Raw genomic sequence first — 20,149 nt, 5'->3', positions numbered from 1 at the left:
CGCGGCGACCTCGAACCAGTACGGCCAGGGAATGTGGAGCACACCATGAGCGAGTCCGATCACCAGCCCCTTGCCGTCGTCGGCATGAGCTGCCGCTACCCCGGCGGAGTCCGGTCGCCGGAGGATCTGTGGCAGCTGGCCGTCACCGGGCGCGAGGTCATCTCGTCCTTCCCCGGCGACCGCGGCTGGAGCCTCGAATCCCTGCACCACGAGGACCCCGGCCATCCCGCGACGAGCTATGTCGACCGGGGCGGGTTCCTGGACGACGTGGCCGGCTTCGACTCGGACTTCTTCGGCATCTCGCCACGTGAGGCGCTGGCGATGGACCCGCAGCAGCGGCTGCTCCTGGAGGTCGCCTGGGAGGCCCTGGAACGGTCCGGCCTCGACCCGCTGAGCCTGCGCGGGAGCCGCACCGGTGTCTTCGTCGGCGGTGAGCCGCGCGAGTACGGCCCGCGCCTGTACGAGGCCCCGGACGGCATCGAGGCGCACCTGCTCACGGGCACCACCACCAGCGTGATGTCCGGGCGGATCGCCTACTCCCTCGGGCTGCAGGGCCCGGCGCTGACCGTCGACACCTCCGCCTCCAGCTCGCTGGTCGCTCTGCACCTGGCCGCCCAGGCCCTGCGCCACGGCGAGTGCTCGCTGGCGCTGGCAGGCGGGGTGTCGGTGATGGCCACCCCGGGCAACTTCGTCGCCTTCAGCCGACTGCGGGGCCTGGCCCCGGACGGCCGCTGCAAGCCCTTCTCCGCCGACGCCGACGGCACAGTGTGGTCCGAGGGCGTCGGCCTGCTCGTCCTGGAACGGCTGCCCGACGCCCTGCGCAACGGCCACCGGGTGCTGGCACTGGTACGCGGCACGGCGATCAACTCCGACGGCGCCAGCGACGGCCTCACCGCGCCCAACGGCCTGGCCCAGGCCGACGTCGTCGCGCAGGCGCTGGCAGCCGCCGGACTGACCCCTGACGACGTCGACGCCGTCGAGGCCCACGGCACCGGCACCCCGCTCGGGGACCGGACCGAGGTCCGCGCGCTGGCCGCGAGCTACGGCCAGGAGCGTTCCGCCGAACGCCCGCTGCTGATCGGATCGTTGAAGGCCAACATCGGCCACACCCAGGCCGCGGCGGGGGTGGCCGGTGTCATCAAGACGGTGATGGCGCTGCGGCACGGTGTGCTGCCGGCGTCGCTCAACATCGGTGAGCCGAATCCGCATGTCGACTGGGCCGCTTCCGGGCTGGAACTGCTCACCGAAGCCAGGCCGTGGCCGGACTCCGGCCGGGCCCGCCGGGCCGGGGTGTCGTCCTTCGGGATCAGCGGCTCCAATGCCCACGCCGTCCTGGAGGAGGCTCCGGCCGGTCCCGGCACCGGCGACGCAGCTGCCGACGTCCATGAGGGGGGCCCGACGGCGTGGCTGGTGTCGGGGCGCTCGGCCACAGCCCTGAGCAGCCAGGCAGAACGCCTGGCCGAGTTCGTCGCGACCGGCCCCGCACCTGCCGATCCGGCAGCCGTCGCCTGGTCGTTGGCCACCACCCGGACCGGGTTCGACCACCGGGCGGTGATCATCGGCGGCGGCCCCGGGGAGTTGACGGCGGGTCTGGACGCGCTGGCCGCCGGCCGCCCGTCTGCGGCAGTGGTCAGCGGCGTCGCCGAACCCGCCGGCGAGCACGGACACCGGGTGGTGTTCGTCTTCCCCGGCCAGGGATCGCAGTGGCTGGGGATGGGCCGTGACCTGGCCGCGGCCTCACCGGTGTTCGCCGCCCGGCTGGCCGAGTGCGAGCGGGCGCTGTCGCCGTACGTGGACTGGAGCCTGTCCGATGTCCTGGCCGGTGCCGAGGGCGCACCCGGTCTGGACCGTGACGATGTCGTCCAGCCGGCCCTGTTCGCCGTGATGGTCTCGCTGGCCGCCGTCTGGCAGGCCGCGGGTGTGGCCCCCGATGCGGTGGTCGGCCACAGCCAGGGTGAGCTGGCGGCGGCCTGCGTGGCCGGGATCCTCTCGCTGGAGGACGCGGCGAAGGCGACGATCGGGCGCAGCAGGATCGTCGGGACGCTGGCCGGGCGAGGCGGGATGCTGTCGATCGCCGAGTCGGCCGAGGCGGTCACGGCCCGTCTGGCGCCGTACCCCGGTCAAGCTACGGTCGGCGTCGTCAACAGCCCCGAGGCGACCGTCGTCACCGGCGACGTCGGGGTGCTGGGCCGGATCGCCGCCGACTGCGAGCGGGACGGTGTCCGCACCCGGGTCCTTCCGGTCAACTACGCCTCGCACAGCCCCCGGATCGACGACGTTCGGGACGAACTCCTGGCCGCCCTGGGCGACATCACCCCCGGCCCGGGGACGACGGCGATGTTCTCGACGGTCACCGGAGAGCTCCTGGACGGCGCGACGGCCGGGGCCGAGTACTGGTTCGAGAATCTGCGCCGGCCCGTGCAGTTCTCGCAGGCCGTCCGGAGCCTGGACCGGGCCGGGTACGACGTGTTCGTCGAGGTCTCCCCGCATCCGGTGCTGGCCGGAGCGGTCAGCGCCACGCTCGACCAGATCCGGCGCGAGGCGGAGGCCGGCTCCCACGGCGTCCTGCCGCGCCCGGCGCCGGTCGTCATCGGGACGCTGCGCCGCGACGCCGGCGGTCAGCAGCGGATCCTCGCCTCGTTGGCCGAGCTCCACGTCCGCGGCGTCCGGATCGACTGGCCGTCGGTGCTGCCGAAGGCACGCCGGATCGACCTGCCCACCTACGCTTTCCAGCACCAACGCTTCTGGCTCGAGGCCGGCACCACCCCCCGGAGCGTCCCCGGGCCAGTGCCGTCGCAGCAGTCGGCCGTGGCCGAAAACGGCGGCCTGCGGGACCGGATTGCCGGTAGCCCGGCCGGCGAACAGGTCCGGGTCCTGCTGGAGCTGATCCAGGCCCACGCCGCCGCCGTGCTCGGACAGCCCACGCCCGAGGCGGTCCACCCGGGCCGCACCTTCAAGGAGACCGGGTTCGACTCGCTGGCCGGCGTGGAACTGCGCGCCCGGCTGAACGCGGCCACCGGCCTGCAGCTGCCCACCACGCTGATCTTCGACTACCCCACCCCGGCCGCCCTGACCGGATTCGTCCGGGCCCAACTGCTCGGCAGCACCGATGAGCCGGCCGCCCCGGCCGTTGCCGCTCCGACTGACGAGCCGATCGCCGTCGTGGCCATGGGCTGCCGGCTCCCTGGCGGCGTCCACGACCCGGACGGCCTGTGGGAGCTGCTCGACGCAGGCGGGGACGCGATCGGGAACGCCCCCGCCGACCGCGGCTGGGACCTGCGCGGCCTGGACGACCTGGACGACCCCGATGCCGACCCGGCCCGGACCGGTGCGGCGCTGCGCGGCGGGTACCTGTCCGACGCCGCCGACTTCGACCCGGCCTTCTTCGGTATCTCGCCGCGCGAGGCACTGGCGATGGACCCCCAGCAGCGGTTGCTGCTGGAGACCTCCTGGGAAGCCCTGGAACGCGCCGGGATCGACATCGAGCACCTGCGTGGGTCGGCCACCGGCGTCTTCGTCGGCGCGGCCTCCTCCGGCTACGGCCACAGCGGCCCCCGGGAACTGGAGGGGCATCTGCAGACGGGCCGGGCCACCAGCGTGCTGTCCGGCCGGATCGCCTACACCTTCGGGTTCGAAGGGCCGGCGGTGAGCGTCGACACCGCCTGCTCGTCCTCCCTGGTGGCTCTGCATCTGGCCGTGCAGTCGCTGCGCAACGGGGAGTGCGCGCTGGCCCTCGCCGGCGGGGTGACCGTGCACGCCACCGCGGACTGGCTGACCTGGTTCACCCGGCAGCAGGGGCTGGCCGCGGACGGCCGGTGCAAGGCCTTTGCGGCCGACGCCGACGGGATGGGCATGGCCGAGGGAGCCGGCGTCGTCCTCCTGGAACGGCTCTCCGACGCCCGCCGGAACGGGCACCGGGTGATGGCTGTTGTGGCTGGCAGCGCGGTGAACCAGGACGGCGCCTCCAACGGCCTGACGGCCCCCAACGGACCGTCCCAGCAACGCGTCATCCGAGCCGCCCTGGCGGGCGCCGGACTCAGTGCAAACGACGTCGACGCGGTCGAGGCGCACGGGACCGGGACCATGCTCGGCGACCCGATCGAGGCCCAGGCCCTGCTGGCCACCTACGGGCAGGGCCGGGACCCGGAACGGCCGCTGTGGCTGGGCACGGTGAAGTCCAACATCGGCCACACCCAGTGGGCGGCCGGAGCCGCCGGGATCATCAAGACGGTGCTGGCCCTGCAACACGCCAGGCTGCCAAGGACCCTGCACGCCGACACGCCGTCCCCGCACGTTGACTGGTCGTCAGGAGCCGTGCGACTCCTGACCGAGCCGGAGGACTGGCCGGACCGGGGACGACCGCGGCGGGCCGGGGTGTCGGCGTTCGGAATCAGCGGCACCAATGCCCACGTCATCCTGGAGCAGGCTCCCGATGGTGACCTCGCAGAGGCCATCCCCAAGAGGAATCTTCCGGCAATTCCTTGGCTGCTGACGGCACGTGATGAGACGGGAACGGCGGCGCAGGCGCAGCGCCTGCGGGAGTTTCTGCTGGCCCGGCCGGAGTTGGACGCGATCGATGTCGGCTGGTCGCTGGCGGCGTCCAGGACCGGTCTGCCCGAGCGGACCGTCGTGGTCGGTGCGAACCGCGACGAACTGCTGGCCGGCTTGGCGGCAGTGCCTGCGGGCGAGCTGTCGGGGTCGGTGGGTGAGCTCGGGTTCGTGTTCACCGGTCAAGGTGCGCAGCGAGTGGGGATGGGGCGGCAGCTCCATGCGGCCTATCCGGTGTTCGCTGCCGCGTTCGACGAGGTGTGTGCCGGGCTGGAGGAGTACCTGGACCAGTCCGTGGCAGCGGTCGTCGACGGTGCGGGTCGCCTGGACGACACGGTATGGGCGCAGGCCGGGTTGTTCGCGGTCGAGGTGGCTCTGTTCCGCCTGCTGGAGTCGTGGGGCGTGGCCCCGTCGGTGGTGGCGGGGCATTCGATCGGTGAGTTGGCCGCCGCGCATGTCGCCGGTGTCTGGTCCTTGGCCGATGCGTGTGCGGTGGTGGCGGCCCGGGGTCGGCTGATGCAGGCACTGCCGGCCGGTGGGGCGATGCTGTCGGTGCGGGCGGTTGAGGACGAGGTCCTTCGGGTCCTGGCCGGGTTCAAGGGTGTGGGCGTCGCGGCGGTGAACGGCCCGGACGCGACCGTGGTCTCGGGGCCGGAGGCGGCGGTCTCCGCGGTGGAGCGGGAGTTCTCGGCGCGCGGGGTGCGGGTGCGGCGGTTGCGGGTGTCGCATGCGTTCCATTCGTCGTCGATGGACCCGATGCTGGCCGACTTCGCCGCGGTGACGGCATCGGTGTCCTACGCCCGGCCGCGGATCCCGATCGTGTCGACGCTGACCGGACAGCCCGTCACGGATGAACTGCTGGATCCGGCGTACTGGGTACGCCAGGTCCGCGAGCCGGTCCGCTTCGCCGACGCGGTCACGGCGCTGCGCGACCACGGCGTGCGGACGTTCCTGGAGATCGGCCCGGACGCTGTGCTCACCGCCCTGACGGCGAACGACGACACCGGCGAAGCCTGGATCCCGGTACTGCGCCGCGACCGCGACGAGGCACACACCCTGGTCTCGGCGGTGGGCCGACTCGGTGCCCGCGGCGGCACCGTGGACTGGCCGCGCTTCTACGCCGGTACCGGCGCCCGGCGGGTGGAACTGCCCACCTACGCCTTCAACCGCCGACGGTACTGGCTGGACGCCGCCACCGGCACGACGGATCCGACCGGTCTCGGCCAGTCCGGGTCCGACCATCCGCTGCTCGGCGCCAGCATGACCATGGCCACCGGCGGTCTGATGCTGACCGGCCGGCTGTCATTGCGGTCCCAGCCGTGGCTGGGCGACCACGTGGTCGCGGGCCGGATCGTCGTGCCCGGCACCGCCCTGGTCGAGATGGCAGTCCGGGCAGGGGACGAGACCGGCCGTCGGACCCGGCTCGTCGAACTGGTCGTCGAGAGGCCGCTGGTCCTGCCTGCCGACCGCGGCACCCGGATCCAGGTCACCCTGGAGGAGGCCGACGAGACCGGGCGCAGCGCCGTCAGCATCTACTCCCAGCCCGAAGAACCCGTCGGCCCGACCGGTCCGGCCCCGTGGACCCGGCACGCCACCGGCGTACTGGCCGCAGCCGACGACCACTCACCGGGCAGTGACGAACCGGCATCCGACCTGGCCCAGTGGCCGCCCGCCGGGGCGATCGAACAGGACCTCCACGACCTGTATCCGGCGCTGGCCCGCTCCGGTCTCGACTACGGACCGACGTTCCGCGCGGTCCGCAGGGCGTGGCGGCGCGGCGGCGAGGCCTTCGCCGAGGTAGCCCTCGACGAGGGAACGGCCGTGTCCGGGTTCGCCGTCCACCCGGCCCTCCTGGACGCCGCCCTGCACCTGGCCGCCCTGCCTGCGGACGACGAGACCAGTACCGGCCCGCTGCTCCCGTTCGCCTGGACCGACGTCGCCGTCCACGCCACCGACGCCGACACGGTCCGGGTCCGGCTGGCCCCGGCCGAGGAGGGTGCCCTGTCAGTCACGCTGGCCGACGCGGCCGGTCGACCCGTCGCGTCGGTGCGGTCCCTGGTCCTGCGGTCACTTCCGGCCGCCGGGCTCGCCGACGCCACCACGTCGAAGGCGGAGTCGCTGTTCGAGGTCGCCTGGGTCCCGGTCCGCCTGGACGCCGGCTCCGACAGGAACACCCGCTGGGCCCTGCTGGCCGCCGCGGACCAGGACGACGGCGGCCTCCAGCAGGAGCTGCCCGGCGCTGCCCGCTACGCCGATGTGGCCGAACTGCTGGCGGCGGTGGCGGCGGGTGGCGAGGTCCCCGAGGCGGTTGTGCTGCCGGCCATCGCTCACACGCCGGCGGATGCCGACGCGGCCACTGCGGCCCGCGCGGTTGCCACCGCCGTGCTCGGCCCGGTCCAGGACTGGCTGGCCGCCGAAAACCTCTCCGAGGTCCGGCTGCTGGTCGTCACCCGTCGGGCCGTGGAGGCCGGTACTGGCGCGGTGCCGGACCCGGGTTCGGCCACCATCCAGGGTCTGCTCCGGGTGGCGACGGCGGAGAATCCGGGGCGCTTCGTCCTGGCCGACATCGACAACGTGGCCGGGGCCCGACCGCTGCTGGCTGCTGGGGTGGGCCTCGGCGAGCCGGAATTCGCTGTCCGCCAGGCAGAGCTACGGCTGCCTCGGCTCGGCCGCCCGACGAACGCGCTGTCGGTGCCCGCGAACGCGGATGCCTGGTTCCTCGACTTCACCGAGCGCGGAACCATCGAGAACCTGGTGCTGACCCCGGCCGACGAGCAACCGCCGGTCGGGCCCGGCCAGGTGCGGGTGGGGCTGCGGGCCGCCGGAGTGAACTTCCGCGATGTTCTGAACGTCCTGGGCAGGTACCCGGGCGAGGCCGGTCGGCTGGGTCTTGAGGGCGCTGGAATCGTGCTGGAGACCGGTCCCGGTGTGAGCGATCTGCGGCCCGGGGACAAGGTCATGGGCCTGTTCCCGGCCGCTTTCGGGCCGACGGCGGTCGCCGACGCGCGGTTGCTGGCCCCGGTCCCTGCGGACTGGACGCTGACCCAGGCGGCGGCCGCACCCGTGGTCTTCCTCACCGCCTACCACGCCCTGGTGGATCTGGCGGGGCTGGCCAAGGGCGAGACCGTCCTGATCCACTCCGCCGCCGGCGGCGTCGGCATCGCCGCCGTCCAGCTGGCCCGGCACCTGGGTGCCGAGGTGTTCGGCACCGCCAGCCCCTCGAAGTGGCAGATGCTGCGGGAACTCGGCCTGCGGGAAGCCCAGTTGGCCTCCTCGCGGACGCTGGACTTCGAGGACGCCTTCCGGGCCGCGACCGGCGGCGCCGGGGTCGATGTGGTGCTGGACTCCCTGGCCGGGCCCTTCGTCGACGCCTCGGCCCGGCTGGCGGCCGGCCCTGGGAGCAGGTTCATCGAGATGGGCAAGACCGACGTACGCGACCCCGAGCGGATCGCCGCCGACCACGACGGTCTGACCTACCGGGCCTTTGATCTGTTCGACACCGCCCCGGACCGGATCGCGGAGATGTTCGCCGCCCTGTCGGAGCTCTTCGCCCAGGGAGCGCTGCAGCCGTTGCCGGTGACCTGCTGGGACGTCCGCCGGGCGCCGGAGGCGTTCCGGTACCTGAGCCAGGCCCGCAACATCGGCAAGGTTGTGCTGACCGTCCCCGCTCCCGCCGACCCGACCGGGACGGTGCTGGTCACCGGCGCGTCGGGGGCGCTCGGCGTACTGGTCGCCCGGCATCTGGCCGACCGTCGGCGGACCAAGTCGCTGGTACTCCTCTCCCGGCGCGGACCGCAGGCCCCCGGCACGGCCGTGCTGGCCGCCGACCTGGCCGGTCAGGGAGTCGCAGTACAGGTCCGCTCCGGTGACGTCGCCGACCGGGGCCAACTGGCTGCGATCCTCGCGGGGGTGCCCGGATCGGCGCCGCTGCGCGGCGTAGTGCATGCTGCCGGGCTGCTGGACGACGGCGTGGTCGGTTCGCTGACCCCGGCCAGGGTCGAGGCGGTACTGCGACCCAAGGTGGACGGCGCCTGGCAACTGCACGAGCTGACCCGGGGTCTGGACCTGGACCTGTTCGTGCTCTTCTCCTCGATCGCCGGGATCTGGGGCAATCCGGGCCAGAGCAACTACGCGGCAGCGAACACCTTCCTGGACGCCCTGGCCGCCCACCGCCGGGCCCAGGGCCTGGCCGCGGTCTCCCTGGCCTGGGGCCCCTGGCGGCAGCAGGAGGGGATGACCGCGGCGCTCGGCCAGGCCGACTGGCAGCGGCTCAGCCGCTCCGGCTCGCTGCCGTTCACCGCCGACGAAGGCCTGGCGCTGCTGGATGCCGCCGACACGACCGGAAGGTCGATGCTGGTCCCGGTCCGCCTCGACCTCCGCGCCCTGGAGGCGGCCGGAGAGGTTGCTCCGCTCCTGTCGGCGGTGGTCCGCAGCGCATCCCGGCGCAAAGCCGGAACGGTCGGGCGCACGAGCGGCAACGCCCTGGCAGGGCAACTGCTGGCGATGCCGGAGACCGAGCAGGATGCGGCAGTCCTGGAGCTGATCCATACTCAGACGGCGCTCGTCCTGGGGCTGCCGGGATCCGAATCGATCAATACCAGGGACACCTTCAAGGACCTGGGCGTCGACTCGTTGACCGCACTGGAGCTGCGCAACCGGGTCAACAGTGTCACCGGGCTGCGGCTGCCGGCCACGCTGGTCTTCGACTACCCCACCCCGACCACGCTGGCCGGGCACATCCGGACCGAGCTGCTCGGACGCGCCGCCAGGACTGCCGGGCCGAAGACCGTCTCCCGCGTCGCCACCGCCGAGGACGAACTGGTGATCGTCGGCATGGGCTGCCGGTTCCCCGGCGGGGTGGGTTCCGCCGCAGAGTTCTGGCAGTTGCTGGCGGACGGCACCGACGCGGTGGCCGGCTTTCCGCAGGACCGTGGTCCGCAGTGGACCGACGTGGTCGATCGCGATCCGGCCGCCACCGGGAAGTGCTACGCCTCCGAGGGCGCCTTCCTCTACGGGGCGGGCGAGTTCGACGCCCAGTTCTTCGGCATCTCGCCGCGTGAGGCGCTGGCGATGGACCCGCAGCAGCGGCTGCTGCTGGAGACGTCCTGGGAGGCGCTGGAGGACGCCGGGATCGACCCGGTCTCCTTGCACGGCAGCGACACCGGCGTGTTCGCGGGGCTGATCTACCACGACTACGGGGTCGGCGGCGGGACATCAGGGGAGGTCGAGGGCTACCTCAGCACCGGCACCTCCGGGGGAGTGGCCTCGGGCCGGGTGGCCTATGCGCTCGGGCTGGAAGGGCCGGCGGTGACGGTCGACACGGCCTGTTCGTCGTCGCTGGTGGCGGTGCATCTGGCGGGGCAGGCGCTGCGGTCCGGGGAGTGCACACTGGCCCTGGTCGGCGGCGTGACCGTGATGGCGACGCCGGGCACCTTTGTGGAGTTCTCCCGGCAGGGCGGGCTGGCTGCGGACGGGCGGTGCAAGGCCTACGCCGAGGCGGCAGACGGCACCGGCTGGGGCGAGGGAGTCGGTGTCCTGGTCCTGGAGAAGCTGTCCGATGCCCGCCGCAACGGTCACCGCGTCCAGGCCGTGGTCCGGGGCAGCGCGATGAACCAGGACGGTGCTTCGAATGGCCTGACCGCCCCCAACGGACCTTCGCAGCAACGGGTGATCCGGGCCGCCCTGGCCAACGCCGGTCTGCGGCCCGGAGACATCGACGTCGTCGAGGGCCATGGCACCGGCACCCGGCTGGGCGACCCGATCGAGGCGCAGGCGCTGCTGGCCACCTACGGCCAGGACCGGGACGCCGAGAAGCCGGTGCTGTTGGGGTCGGTGAAGTCGAACATCGGTCACACCCAGGCGGCGGCCGGGGTGGCCGGGATCATCAAGATGGTCCAGGCGATGACCCACGGCGTGGTCCCGGCGACCCTGCACGTGGACGCACCGTCCTCGCATGTGGACTGGGGGACGGGCGCGGTGAAGCTGGTCACCGGGCCGACGCCGTGGCCGGAGACCGGTCGCCCGCGCCGGGCCGGTGTGTCGTCCTTCGGCTTCTCCGGGACCAACGCGCATGTCGTCCTCGAACAGGCCATGGAGGAGCCGACCAGCGATCGCACGGCCGCCCGCAGTGCTGTGCCCGCCGTTCCCTGGCTGGTCTCGGCCCGCAGCCGGACCGGTCTGGCCGCCCAGGCCGCCCAATTGGCCGCGTTCGCCGCGACCCGCTCGGACCGGCCCGGCGACGCCGTCGACATCGGGTGGTCGCTGGCGACCACCCGGCCGGGGCTGCCGCACCGGGCCGTGGTCGTCGGCAGCAGCCCGGACGAGCTTCGGGCCGCGCTGACCGGCCTCGCCGCGTCACTCGCGGCCGGGACGGAGCCCGAGTCGGACGCGCCGGCCACGGCGACCGGGACCACCGGCAGCGTCGGGCGCATCGGGTTCGTCTTCACCGGCCAGGGCGCTCAGCGCGTCGGCATGGGCCAGGGCCTGTACGCGGCCTACCCGGTGTTCGCCGACGCCTTCGACGCCGTCGTCGCCGGTCTGGAGGAGCACCTGGACCAGCCGGACCACTCGCTCAGGGACGTCATCCGGGGCGACGCCGGGCTCACGGGTCTTCTCGACCAGACAGTGTGGGCCCAGGCCGGGCTGTTCGCCGTCGAGGTGGCACTGTTCCGGCTGCTGGAGTCCTGGGGTGCGACCCCGGCGTTCCTGGCCGGGCACTCGATCGGGGAACTCGCCGCCGCCCATGTGGCCGGCGTCTGGTCGCTGCCCGACGCGTGCGCGGTGGTGGCCGCCAGGGGCCGGCTGATGCAGGCGCTACCGTCCGGCGGCGCGATGCTCGCCGTCGCAGCCACCGAGGAGGACGTGCTGACCGTCCTGGCGGGGTTTCCGGGCGTCGGAATCGCAGCCGTGAACGGCCCGGAGGCGGTTGTCGTTTCGGGACCGGAGACTGAAGTCGAGGCGCTCGCTGAGGAGTTGACAGCCATGGGTTTGCGGGTGCGACGGCTGCGGGTGTCGCATGCGTTCCACTCGTCGCTGATGCAGCCGATGCTGGCCGACTTCGCCGCGGCGACCCGGTCCGTCTCCTTCGCGGCACCGCGGATCCCGTTGGTGTCCACGCTCACCGGCGCACCGGTGAGCAGTGAGGTCCTCGACCCGGAGTACTGGGTGCGGCAGGTGCGCGAGCCGGTCCGGTTCGCCGACGCCGTCGCAGCCCTGCGGAAGGGCGGAGTCAGGACCTTCGTCGAGATCGGCCCGGACGGCGTCCTGTCCGCGCTCGGCGCCGGTGCGGCGGACGAATCCGCCGGAGCCGACGCCGAGGTGTGGGTCCCGGCACTGCGCCGGGGCCGGGACGAGGCCCTGAGCGTGGTCTCCGCCGTCGCCCAGGTCCACGTCCGCGGCGGCGCTGTCGACTGGACCGGGCTCTACACCGACAGCGGGGCCGAACGGATCGCCCTGCCGACCTACGCGTTCACCCGGCAGACCTACTGGCTCACCCCGGGAACCTCCCGGATCGACGCCGCGGGACGGGGATTCGAGCCCACGGACCACCCGTTGCTGGGCGCGGCCCTCGAACTGTCCACCGGTGGCGGTCTGGTGATGACCGGACGGCTGTCGCTGGGCTCCCAGCCCTGGCTGGCCGACCATGTGGTGGCCGGTCAGGTCCTGGTGCCGGGAGCGGCACTGGTCGCGATGGCCGTTCGGGCCGCTGACCAGGCCGGATGCGCGAGCGTCCGCGAACTGGTCATCCAGTCACCGTTGGTGATCCCCGGCCAGGAAGCGGTCCGGGTCCAGGTCACGGTGGCGGTGCCCGGGCCGGACGGCGATCGGGAGATCACCGTCCACTCCCGCCGCGAGGATGAAGCAGGACCCTGGACGCAGCACGCCGCAGGCCTGCTCGCCGCCGGACCGGAGCAACCCGCGCCCGAGGCCGCCGCCATGAGCGAATGGCCGCCGCCGGACGCGCTTCCGGAAGGCCTGGACGGCCTCTACCCGGCCCTGGCCGGTGCCGGGCTGGCCTACGGGCCGGTCTTCCGGGGAGTGCGCGCGGCGTGGCGCCGCGGCGACGAGATCTTCGCCGAGGTTGAGCTCGATACTGCTCTGTCGGTGGCCGGCTTCGGCCTGCACCCGGTGCTGCTCGACACCGCTCTGCACCTGATGGGGACGGCGCACCCGGCCGACGACCAGGCGGGCCCGATGCTCCCGTTCGCCTGGACCGACGTCCAGGTGCACTCCACCGGAGCGACCACGGCCCGGGTACGGCTGGCCCCCGCCGACTCGGGCGAGGGCATGTCGGTGACCCTGGCTGACGGGACCGGCGCGGCCATAGCCACGGTCGGATCGCTGGTGCTGCGCGCCCTTCCGGCTGAAGTCGCCACCGGCAGTGCACGGTTGGCGCAGGAGGCACTGTTCGAACTGGACTGGGTGCCGGCCCGGGCCGCGGACCCCGCAGCGCACACCGACACCGACGGCTGGGTGGTCCTCGGCAGTGCACTGGAACTGCCCGGAGTGGCCCGGTACGCCGACATCGAGGCCCTGAAGGCGGACCGCACCGTCACTCCGCACACCGTGATCGTGCCCTGCGGCCTCGACGGCACCGTGGACGCCGACGTGTCCACGGCCGTCCGGGCAACTACAGCTGACGCCCTCGCGGTGGTGCAGTCGTGGCTGGCTGCGGGTGAACTGGCCGACTCCTGCCTGGTGCTGGTGACCCGTCAGGCCGTCGACGCCGGAGCGACGGCCGTCGACGTCGGCGGGGCCGGCGTGTGGGGGCTGGGCCGAGTGGCCGCCGCCGAGAACCCGGACCGGATCGTACTGGTCGACCTCGACCTGGAGGCGGACGCGGTGCGGGCGCTGACCGCGGCGCTCGCCGCGAGCGAGCCCCAGGTCGCGGTCCGGGCCGGTCAGGTCCTGGTCCCACGGCTCACCCGGGCGACCAGCGGCCTGACGGTCCCCGCCGACCCGGCGGCAGGCTGGCGCCTGGAGTGCACCGGCCGGGGCACGCTGGAGAACCTGGCCCTGGTTCCGGCCGACGGCGGTACCCGCCCGCTGGGCACCGGCGAGGTCCGGGTCGGACTCCGGGCGGCCGGGGTCAACTTCCGTGACGTGCTGAACGTCCTCGGCATGTATCCGGGCGATGCGGGCCTGCTGGGCCTCGAAGGTGCGGGCGTCGTACTGGAGGTGGGCGCCGGGGTCACCGGCCTCCGCCCGGGCGACCGGGTGATGGGCCTGTTCTCCGGCGCCTTCGGCCCGGTCGCGGTCACCGATGCCCGGCTACTGGCGCCGGTCCCGGCCGGCTGGTCGATGGCCGAGGCGGCCGCGGCGCCAGTCGTGTACCTGACTGCCTGGTACGCGCTGGTGGTGCTGGCCGGACTCCGCCGGGACGAGAAGGTGCTGATCCACGCTGCCGCCGGCGGCGTCGGCATCGCCGCCGTGCAGGTGGCCCGCCACCTCGGTGCGGACGTGTTCGGCACGGCCGGCCCGTCGAAGTGGCCGGCGCTGCGCGGGCTGGGGCTGAGCGAGTCCCGGGTGGCGTCGTCCCGGACGGTGGACTTCGAGGACGCCTTCCGCGCGGCGACCGGCGGCACTGGGATCGACGTGGTGCTGGACTCCCTGGCCGGCGAGTTCGTGGACGCCTCGCTGCGGTTGGCCGCCGGGGCGGGCGGACGGTTCGTGGAGATGGGCAAGACGGACATCCGCGACCCGGAGCGGGTCGCCGCCGAGTACAAGGGGTTGTCGTACCGGGCCTTTGATCTGCTGGACTGTGACCCGGCGCTGATCGCGGAGATGTTCGCGGCCCTGTCGGACCTGTTCGTGCAGGGGATCCTGCGGCCGCTGCCGCTGGCCTCGTGGGATGTCCGCCGGGCGCCGGAGGCGTTCCGGTACCTGAGCCAGGCCCGCAACGTCGGCAAGGTCGTGCTCACGATCCCGGCGCCGTCCCGGGGCGGGACCGTGCTGGTGACGGGCGCGTCGGGGGCACTGGGCGGTCTGGTGGCCCGTCGGCTGGCCGCAGCCGGGAACGCCGAATCCCTGCTACTGCTCTCCAGGCGTGGGCCGGCCGCCCCCGGCACGGCCCGGCTGGCGGCCGATCTCGCCGCGTCGGGTGTCGGCGTCCGTACCGTCACCGGCGACGCCGCCGACCGGGCCGGCCTCGGCGCGCTGCTCGCGGGCATCGGTGCGTCAATGCCGTTGCGGGGCGTGGTCCATGCCGCCGGGGTCCTGGACGACGCCGTCATCGGTTCGCTGACCCCGGCCATGGTCGAGTCGGTGCTGCGCCCGAAGGTGGAGGGAGCCTGGAACCTGCACCAGCTGACGGAGGGTCTGGATCTGGACCTTTTCGCCCTGTTCTCCTCCGTCGCCGGGATCTGGGGAAATCCCGGGCAGGCCAACTACGCCGCGGCCAACACGGTGCTCGACGCCCTGGCGGCGGCGCGCCGGCGCGTTGGACTGGCAGCCACCTCGCTGGCCTGGGGACCCTGGGAACTCGACCCGGCAACCACCGGCACGACCGGCGGCATGGCCGGAACCCTGTCGGACGCCGACCGTCGCCGTCTGGCCCGTCAGGGCTTCGCGCCGCTGACCGCAGCCGACGGTCTGGGCCTGCTGGACCTCGTGACCGGTTCGGAGGCCGCGGGCGGCAGCACCCCGGGCGCGGGACGGGCCCTGCTGGTCCCGGCCCGCCTCGACCCGGCTGCTCTGCGGAACAACGTCGGCGCCGGGCTGTCACCGCTGGTCGCCGGTCTGATCGCGAGGACTCCGTCCGGCCCGACCCGGCGGGCGGCGGGTTCAGTAGCCAGTACGAGCGCAGCAGACAGCCGGAACGACGTCGCCGCGCGACTGACCGCCCTGGAACCGAACGACCGTGAGGCGGCGATCCGCGAACTGGTCGTCGAGCAGGCGGCCCTGGTCCTCGGGCTGCCCGGTGCCGAAGCCGTGGACGTCAGCACTTCCTTCCGCGAGCTCGGGTTCGACTCGCTGACGGCGGTCGAGCTGCGCAACCGGCTCGGGACGGCGACCGGGCTGCGCCTCGGTGCCGCCGTCGTCTTCGACCACCCCACCCCCGACGCGCTCACCGAGCACATCGGCCGGCAACTGGGCGGATCCACCGCCGAGGAGAACAGCGTGCTCCAGGTCTTCTCCGGGCTGGAGAAGGTCGAATCCGCCCTTGCCCGGATCCTCCAGGACGACGCCGCCCGGCACCGGGTGGCGTCGCGGGTCCAGGAACTGCTCTCCGCGCTGCGTACGGCCGAAACCGCCGAAGGCACTGACAGCGCGGGGGAGGTCTCGGTCGCCGATCGGATCGAGGCGGCCGGTGACGACGACATCTTCGATTTCATCGACAAAGAGCTTGGCATCTAGAGCAAAAGGGCGTTGCCATGACGAACGAACAGAAGCTCCGCGACTATCTCAAGCGGGTCACCACCGATCTCCACCAGACTCGCGAACGCCTGCGCAAGCTGGAGGACGAGCGGCTGGAGCCGATGGCCGTCGTCGGAATGGCCTGCCGTTTCCCCGGCGGGGTGGCGTCCCCGGACGATTTCTGGACCCTGCTGACTTCGGAGACCGATGCGGTCTCACCGTTCCCGCAGGACCGGGGGCCGGAATGGGGAAGTGTCTTCGACCGTGATCCGGCGGCGGTGGGCAAGAGCTATGCGCGGGAGGGTGCCTTCCTCGGCGACGCCGCCGATTTTGACGCGCAGTTCTTCGGCATCTCGCCGCGTGAGGCGCTGGCGATGGATCCGCAGCAGCGGCTGCTGCTGGAGACCTCGTGGGAGGCCCTGGAGGACGCCGGGATTGACCCGGCGTCCTTGCACGGTACGGCCACCGGAGTGTTCTCGGGGCTCATTTACCACGACTATGCGGCCGGTGGAGTGGGCGACCTCGAAGGCTATGTCAGTACCGGGATCTCGGGCGGCGTCGCCTCCGGCCGGGTCGCCTACACGCTCGGACTGGAGGGTCCGGCGGTCACGGTGGACACCGCGTGCTCGTCGTCGTTGGTGGCGATGCACCTGGCCGCGGCCGCGTTGCGGTCGGGGGAGTGCACGCTCGCACTGGCCGGCGGGGTCACCGTCATGGCCCGTCCGGGCACCTTCGTGGAGTTCTCCCGGCAGGGCGGGCTGGCTGCGGACGGGCGGTGCAAGGCCTATGCCGAGGCGGCAGACGGCACCGGCTGGGGCGAGGGAGTCGGTGTCCTGGTCCTGGAGAAGCTGTCCGATGCCCGCCGCAACGGTCACCGCATCCTGGCGGTGGTGCGCGGCAGCGCGGTGAACCAGGACGGCGCCTCCAACGGGCTGACCGCCCCCAACGGCCCCTCCCAGCAGCGGGTGATCCAGTCGGCGCTGGCCGGCGCCGGGCTGTCGGCCGGCGAGGTCGACGTCGTCGAGGGCCACGGCACCGGCACCCGCCTGGGCGACCCGATCGAGGCCGAGGCCCTGCTCGCCACCTACGGCCAGGACCGGGACGCCGAGAAGCCGGTGCTGCTGGGGTCGGTGAAGTCGAACATCGGTCACACCCAGGCGGCGGCCGGGGTGGCCGGTGTGATCAAGATGGTGCAGGCGATGGAGCACGGCATCGTCCCGGCGACGCTGCACGTGGACGCACCGAGCTCGCACGTCGACTGGGCGTCAGGTGCCGTCGAGCTGGTGACCCAGGCGACGGCATGGCCGCAGACCGGTCGTCCGCGCCGGGCCGCGGTCTCGTCCTTCGGTTTCTCCGGCACCAACGCCCACGTCATCCTGGAGCAGGCCCCCGCCGAGGAGCCTGCGCCCGCGGACGCTCCGTCGGCCGACGACGGTTCGGTTCGACGACTGCCGGTGGTGCCGTGGCTGATCTCGGCGCGGAGTCCGGCCGGGCTGGCCGCGCAGGCACAGCGGCTGGGGGAGTTCGTCCGGTCCCGCCCCGAGCTGGAACCGGCCGATCTGGGCTGGTCGCTGGCTACGCTGCGCTCGCACCTGCCGCACCGGGTCGTCGTCGTCGGTGCCGAGCGCGACGAACTCCTGTCCGGTACGGACGCCCTCGCGGGGGCGCCGGGTGAGTTCGCGACCGGTTCGGCCGGGAGTCTCGGCCAGATCGGGGTCGTCTTCACCGGCCAGGGTTCGCAGCGGCTGGGGATGGGGCAGCGCCTGTATGCCGAATACCCGGTGTTCGCGAAAGCGTTCGACGCTGTCTGTGCGGGCCTGGACGAACACCTGGGCGACCCGGACCGGACGCTGGCCGACGTCATCCGGGACGACGCCGAGCTGCTGGACCGGACGATGTGGACGCAGGCCGCCCTGTTCGCGGTCGAGGTCGCGCTGTTCCGGCTGCTCGAGTCGTGGGGTGTCCGTCCGGACGCGGTGGCCGGGCACTCCATCGGCGAGCTGGCCGCCGCACATGTGGCCGGTGTGTGGTCGCTGGCGGATGCGTGTGCCGTGGTCGCCGCGCGGGGCCGCCTCATGCAGGCCCTTCCGGCCGGTGGGGCGATGCTCGCGGTCGAGGCCAGGGAGGACGAGGTCCGGGCTCTGCTGGCCGACCACCACGGGGTCGGGATCGCCGCGGTGAACGGCCCGACCGCGGTGGTGGTCTCCGGACCGGCCGAGGCGGTCGCGGCGCTGCGGAAGCAGTTCGAGGACCAGCAGGTGCGGGTCCGGAACCTGCGGGTGTCGCACGCCTTCCACTCGTCGCTGATGGAACCGATGCTGGCCGAATTCGCACAGGTCACGGCATCTGTCTCGTATCAGCGTCCGACTGTCACCCTGGTGTCCACGGTCACCGGGCTGCCGGTGACGGACGAGGTCACCGATCCCGGGTACTGGGTACGGCAGGTCCGCGAACCGGTCCGCTTCGCCCACGCCGTCACCTCCCTGCGCGACGAAGGCGTGCAGATCTTCCTGGAGATCGGCCCGGACGGCGTGCTCTCCGCGCTCGGCGCGGCGGACGAGGTCTGGGTGCCGACACTGCGCCGCGACCGGGACGAGGCCGCCACCGTGGTGTCCGCGGTGGGACAGCTGCACACCCGCGGCGCGACGGTGGACTGGGCACAGTTCTATGCCGGCAGCGGCGCGCGGCGGGTGGATCTGCCGACCTATGCCTTTGACCGGCAGCGATTCTGGGCCACTCCCGCGGCTGGAAGTACCGATGCGGCCGCCCTGGGCCAGTCGGTGGCGGGCCATCCGCTCCTGGGCGCCACCGTCAGCCTCGCGGCCAGCGGCGGCCTGATGCTGACCGGTCGGCTCGGCCTGAGTTCGCAGCCCTGGCTGGCCGACCACGTGGTCGCCGGGCGAGTGATCGTCCCGGGGACGGCGCTGGTCGAGATGGCGATCCGGGCCGGGGACGAGATCGGCGCGGCCCGGCTGGCCGAACTGGTCATAGAGGCACCGCTGGTACTGCCCTCCGCTGCGTCGGGCGTCCGCGTCCAGGTCGTCCTCGACGCACTGGAGGCCGGCCGCAGCGAGGTCGCGATCTACTCCCAGGCCGAGGGGGACGACGTCGCCGGTGCTTGGACGCGGCACGCCGTCGGCGTCCTCGAACCGGCCGAACGAGAGCCGGCCGACACCGAGGCCGGCGGCACCTCCTGGCCGCCCGCCGACGCGGTGGAAATCCCGCTGGACGACTTCTATCCCGCGCTGGCCGACACCGGGCTGGCCTACGGCCCGGTGTTCCAGGGCGTGCGCGCCCTGTGGCGGCGTGGCGAAGAACTGTTCGCCGAGGTAGCTCTGGATGCCGGAGTGGACGTCGCCGGGTTCGGACTGCACCCGGCCCTGCTGGACGCCGCCCTGCACGGCATCGGTGTCGGCCGCCCGGAGCCGGTACCGCTGCTGCCGTTCTCCTGGACCGATGTGGTGATCAACGCCACCGGCGCCTCCGCAGCGCGGGTGCGGATAGCGCCCGCTGCGAGCGGCGACAGCGTCACGGTGACCCTGGCCGACGCGTCCGGCCCACTGATCGCCTCGGTGGGATCGCTCTCTCTGCAGGCTCTTCCGGCGGCGGACCTGACCTCGGACGCGGGAGTGGTCCGCGAGGCCCTGTTCGGACTGGACTGGGTGCCGGCCGCCCCGGCTGTCCAGGCCGCGGACGGCCCGGAGAAGCCGTGGGCCGTGATCGGCGCAGGTCTGACGAGCCTGCCCGGCGCCGTCCCCTATGCCGACCTGGCCGCGCTGCTGACGGCCATCGACAACGGCGCCCCGGTCCCCGACACCGCGGTCGTCTGCTTCGGCGCCGCCGGGACCGCCGATGCGGTGCCGGAGGCTGCCCGGACCCTCGCTGTCGATGCCCTGGGCGCCCTCCAGGAGTGGCTGAGCCGCCCGAACCTCACCGACGCCCGTCTCCTGGTGGTCACCGAACGTGCCGTGGATGTCGGCCCAGGGGTGGAACTGCGCTCGTCGTCGGTGACCGGCCTGGTACGGGCTGCCGCTGCGGAGAACCCCGGCAGGCTCGCCCTGGTCGATGTCGACGACGTGAGCGCTGATCCGGCCGCCCTGGGCTCGCTGCTGCGGGCAGGCGTGGCCCTGGGCGAACCCGAGTTCGCCATCCGCCAGGGGCGAGTGCTGCTACCTCGACTGGCGCGGCCAGGCGGGGGCCTGGCCCTTCCTGACGGGATGACAGATGACGGAGGATGGCGGCTGGA

General features: G+C 73.3%; 2 protein-coding genes. Both read left to right on the top strand.

The features are described 5' to 3' along the window. Positions 1-33 precede the first annotated feature (33 nt). Positions 34-15,903, top strand: a complete 15,870-nt coding sequence (locus tag TR46_RS44650; RefSeq protein WP_439654399.1) for a type I polyketide synthase — start codon at positions 34-36, stop codon at positions 15,901-15,903. A 17-nt stretch (positions 15,904-15,920) separates the two neighbouring features. After that, positions 15,921-20,149: type I polyketide synthase (locus tag TR46_RS29675; protein WP_042407413.1), on the top strand; the 4,229-nt coding region annotated here is incomplete at its 3' end.

This window comes from Streptacidiphilus carbonis (assembly GCF_000787775.1).
Lineage (GTDB): Bacteria > Actinomycetota > Actinomycetes > Streptomycetales > Streptomycetaceae > Streptacidiphilus > Streptacidiphilus carbonis.
Note: the sequence above shows the minus strand (reverse complement) of the source record. Positions and strands in the feature narration are given on the sequence as shown.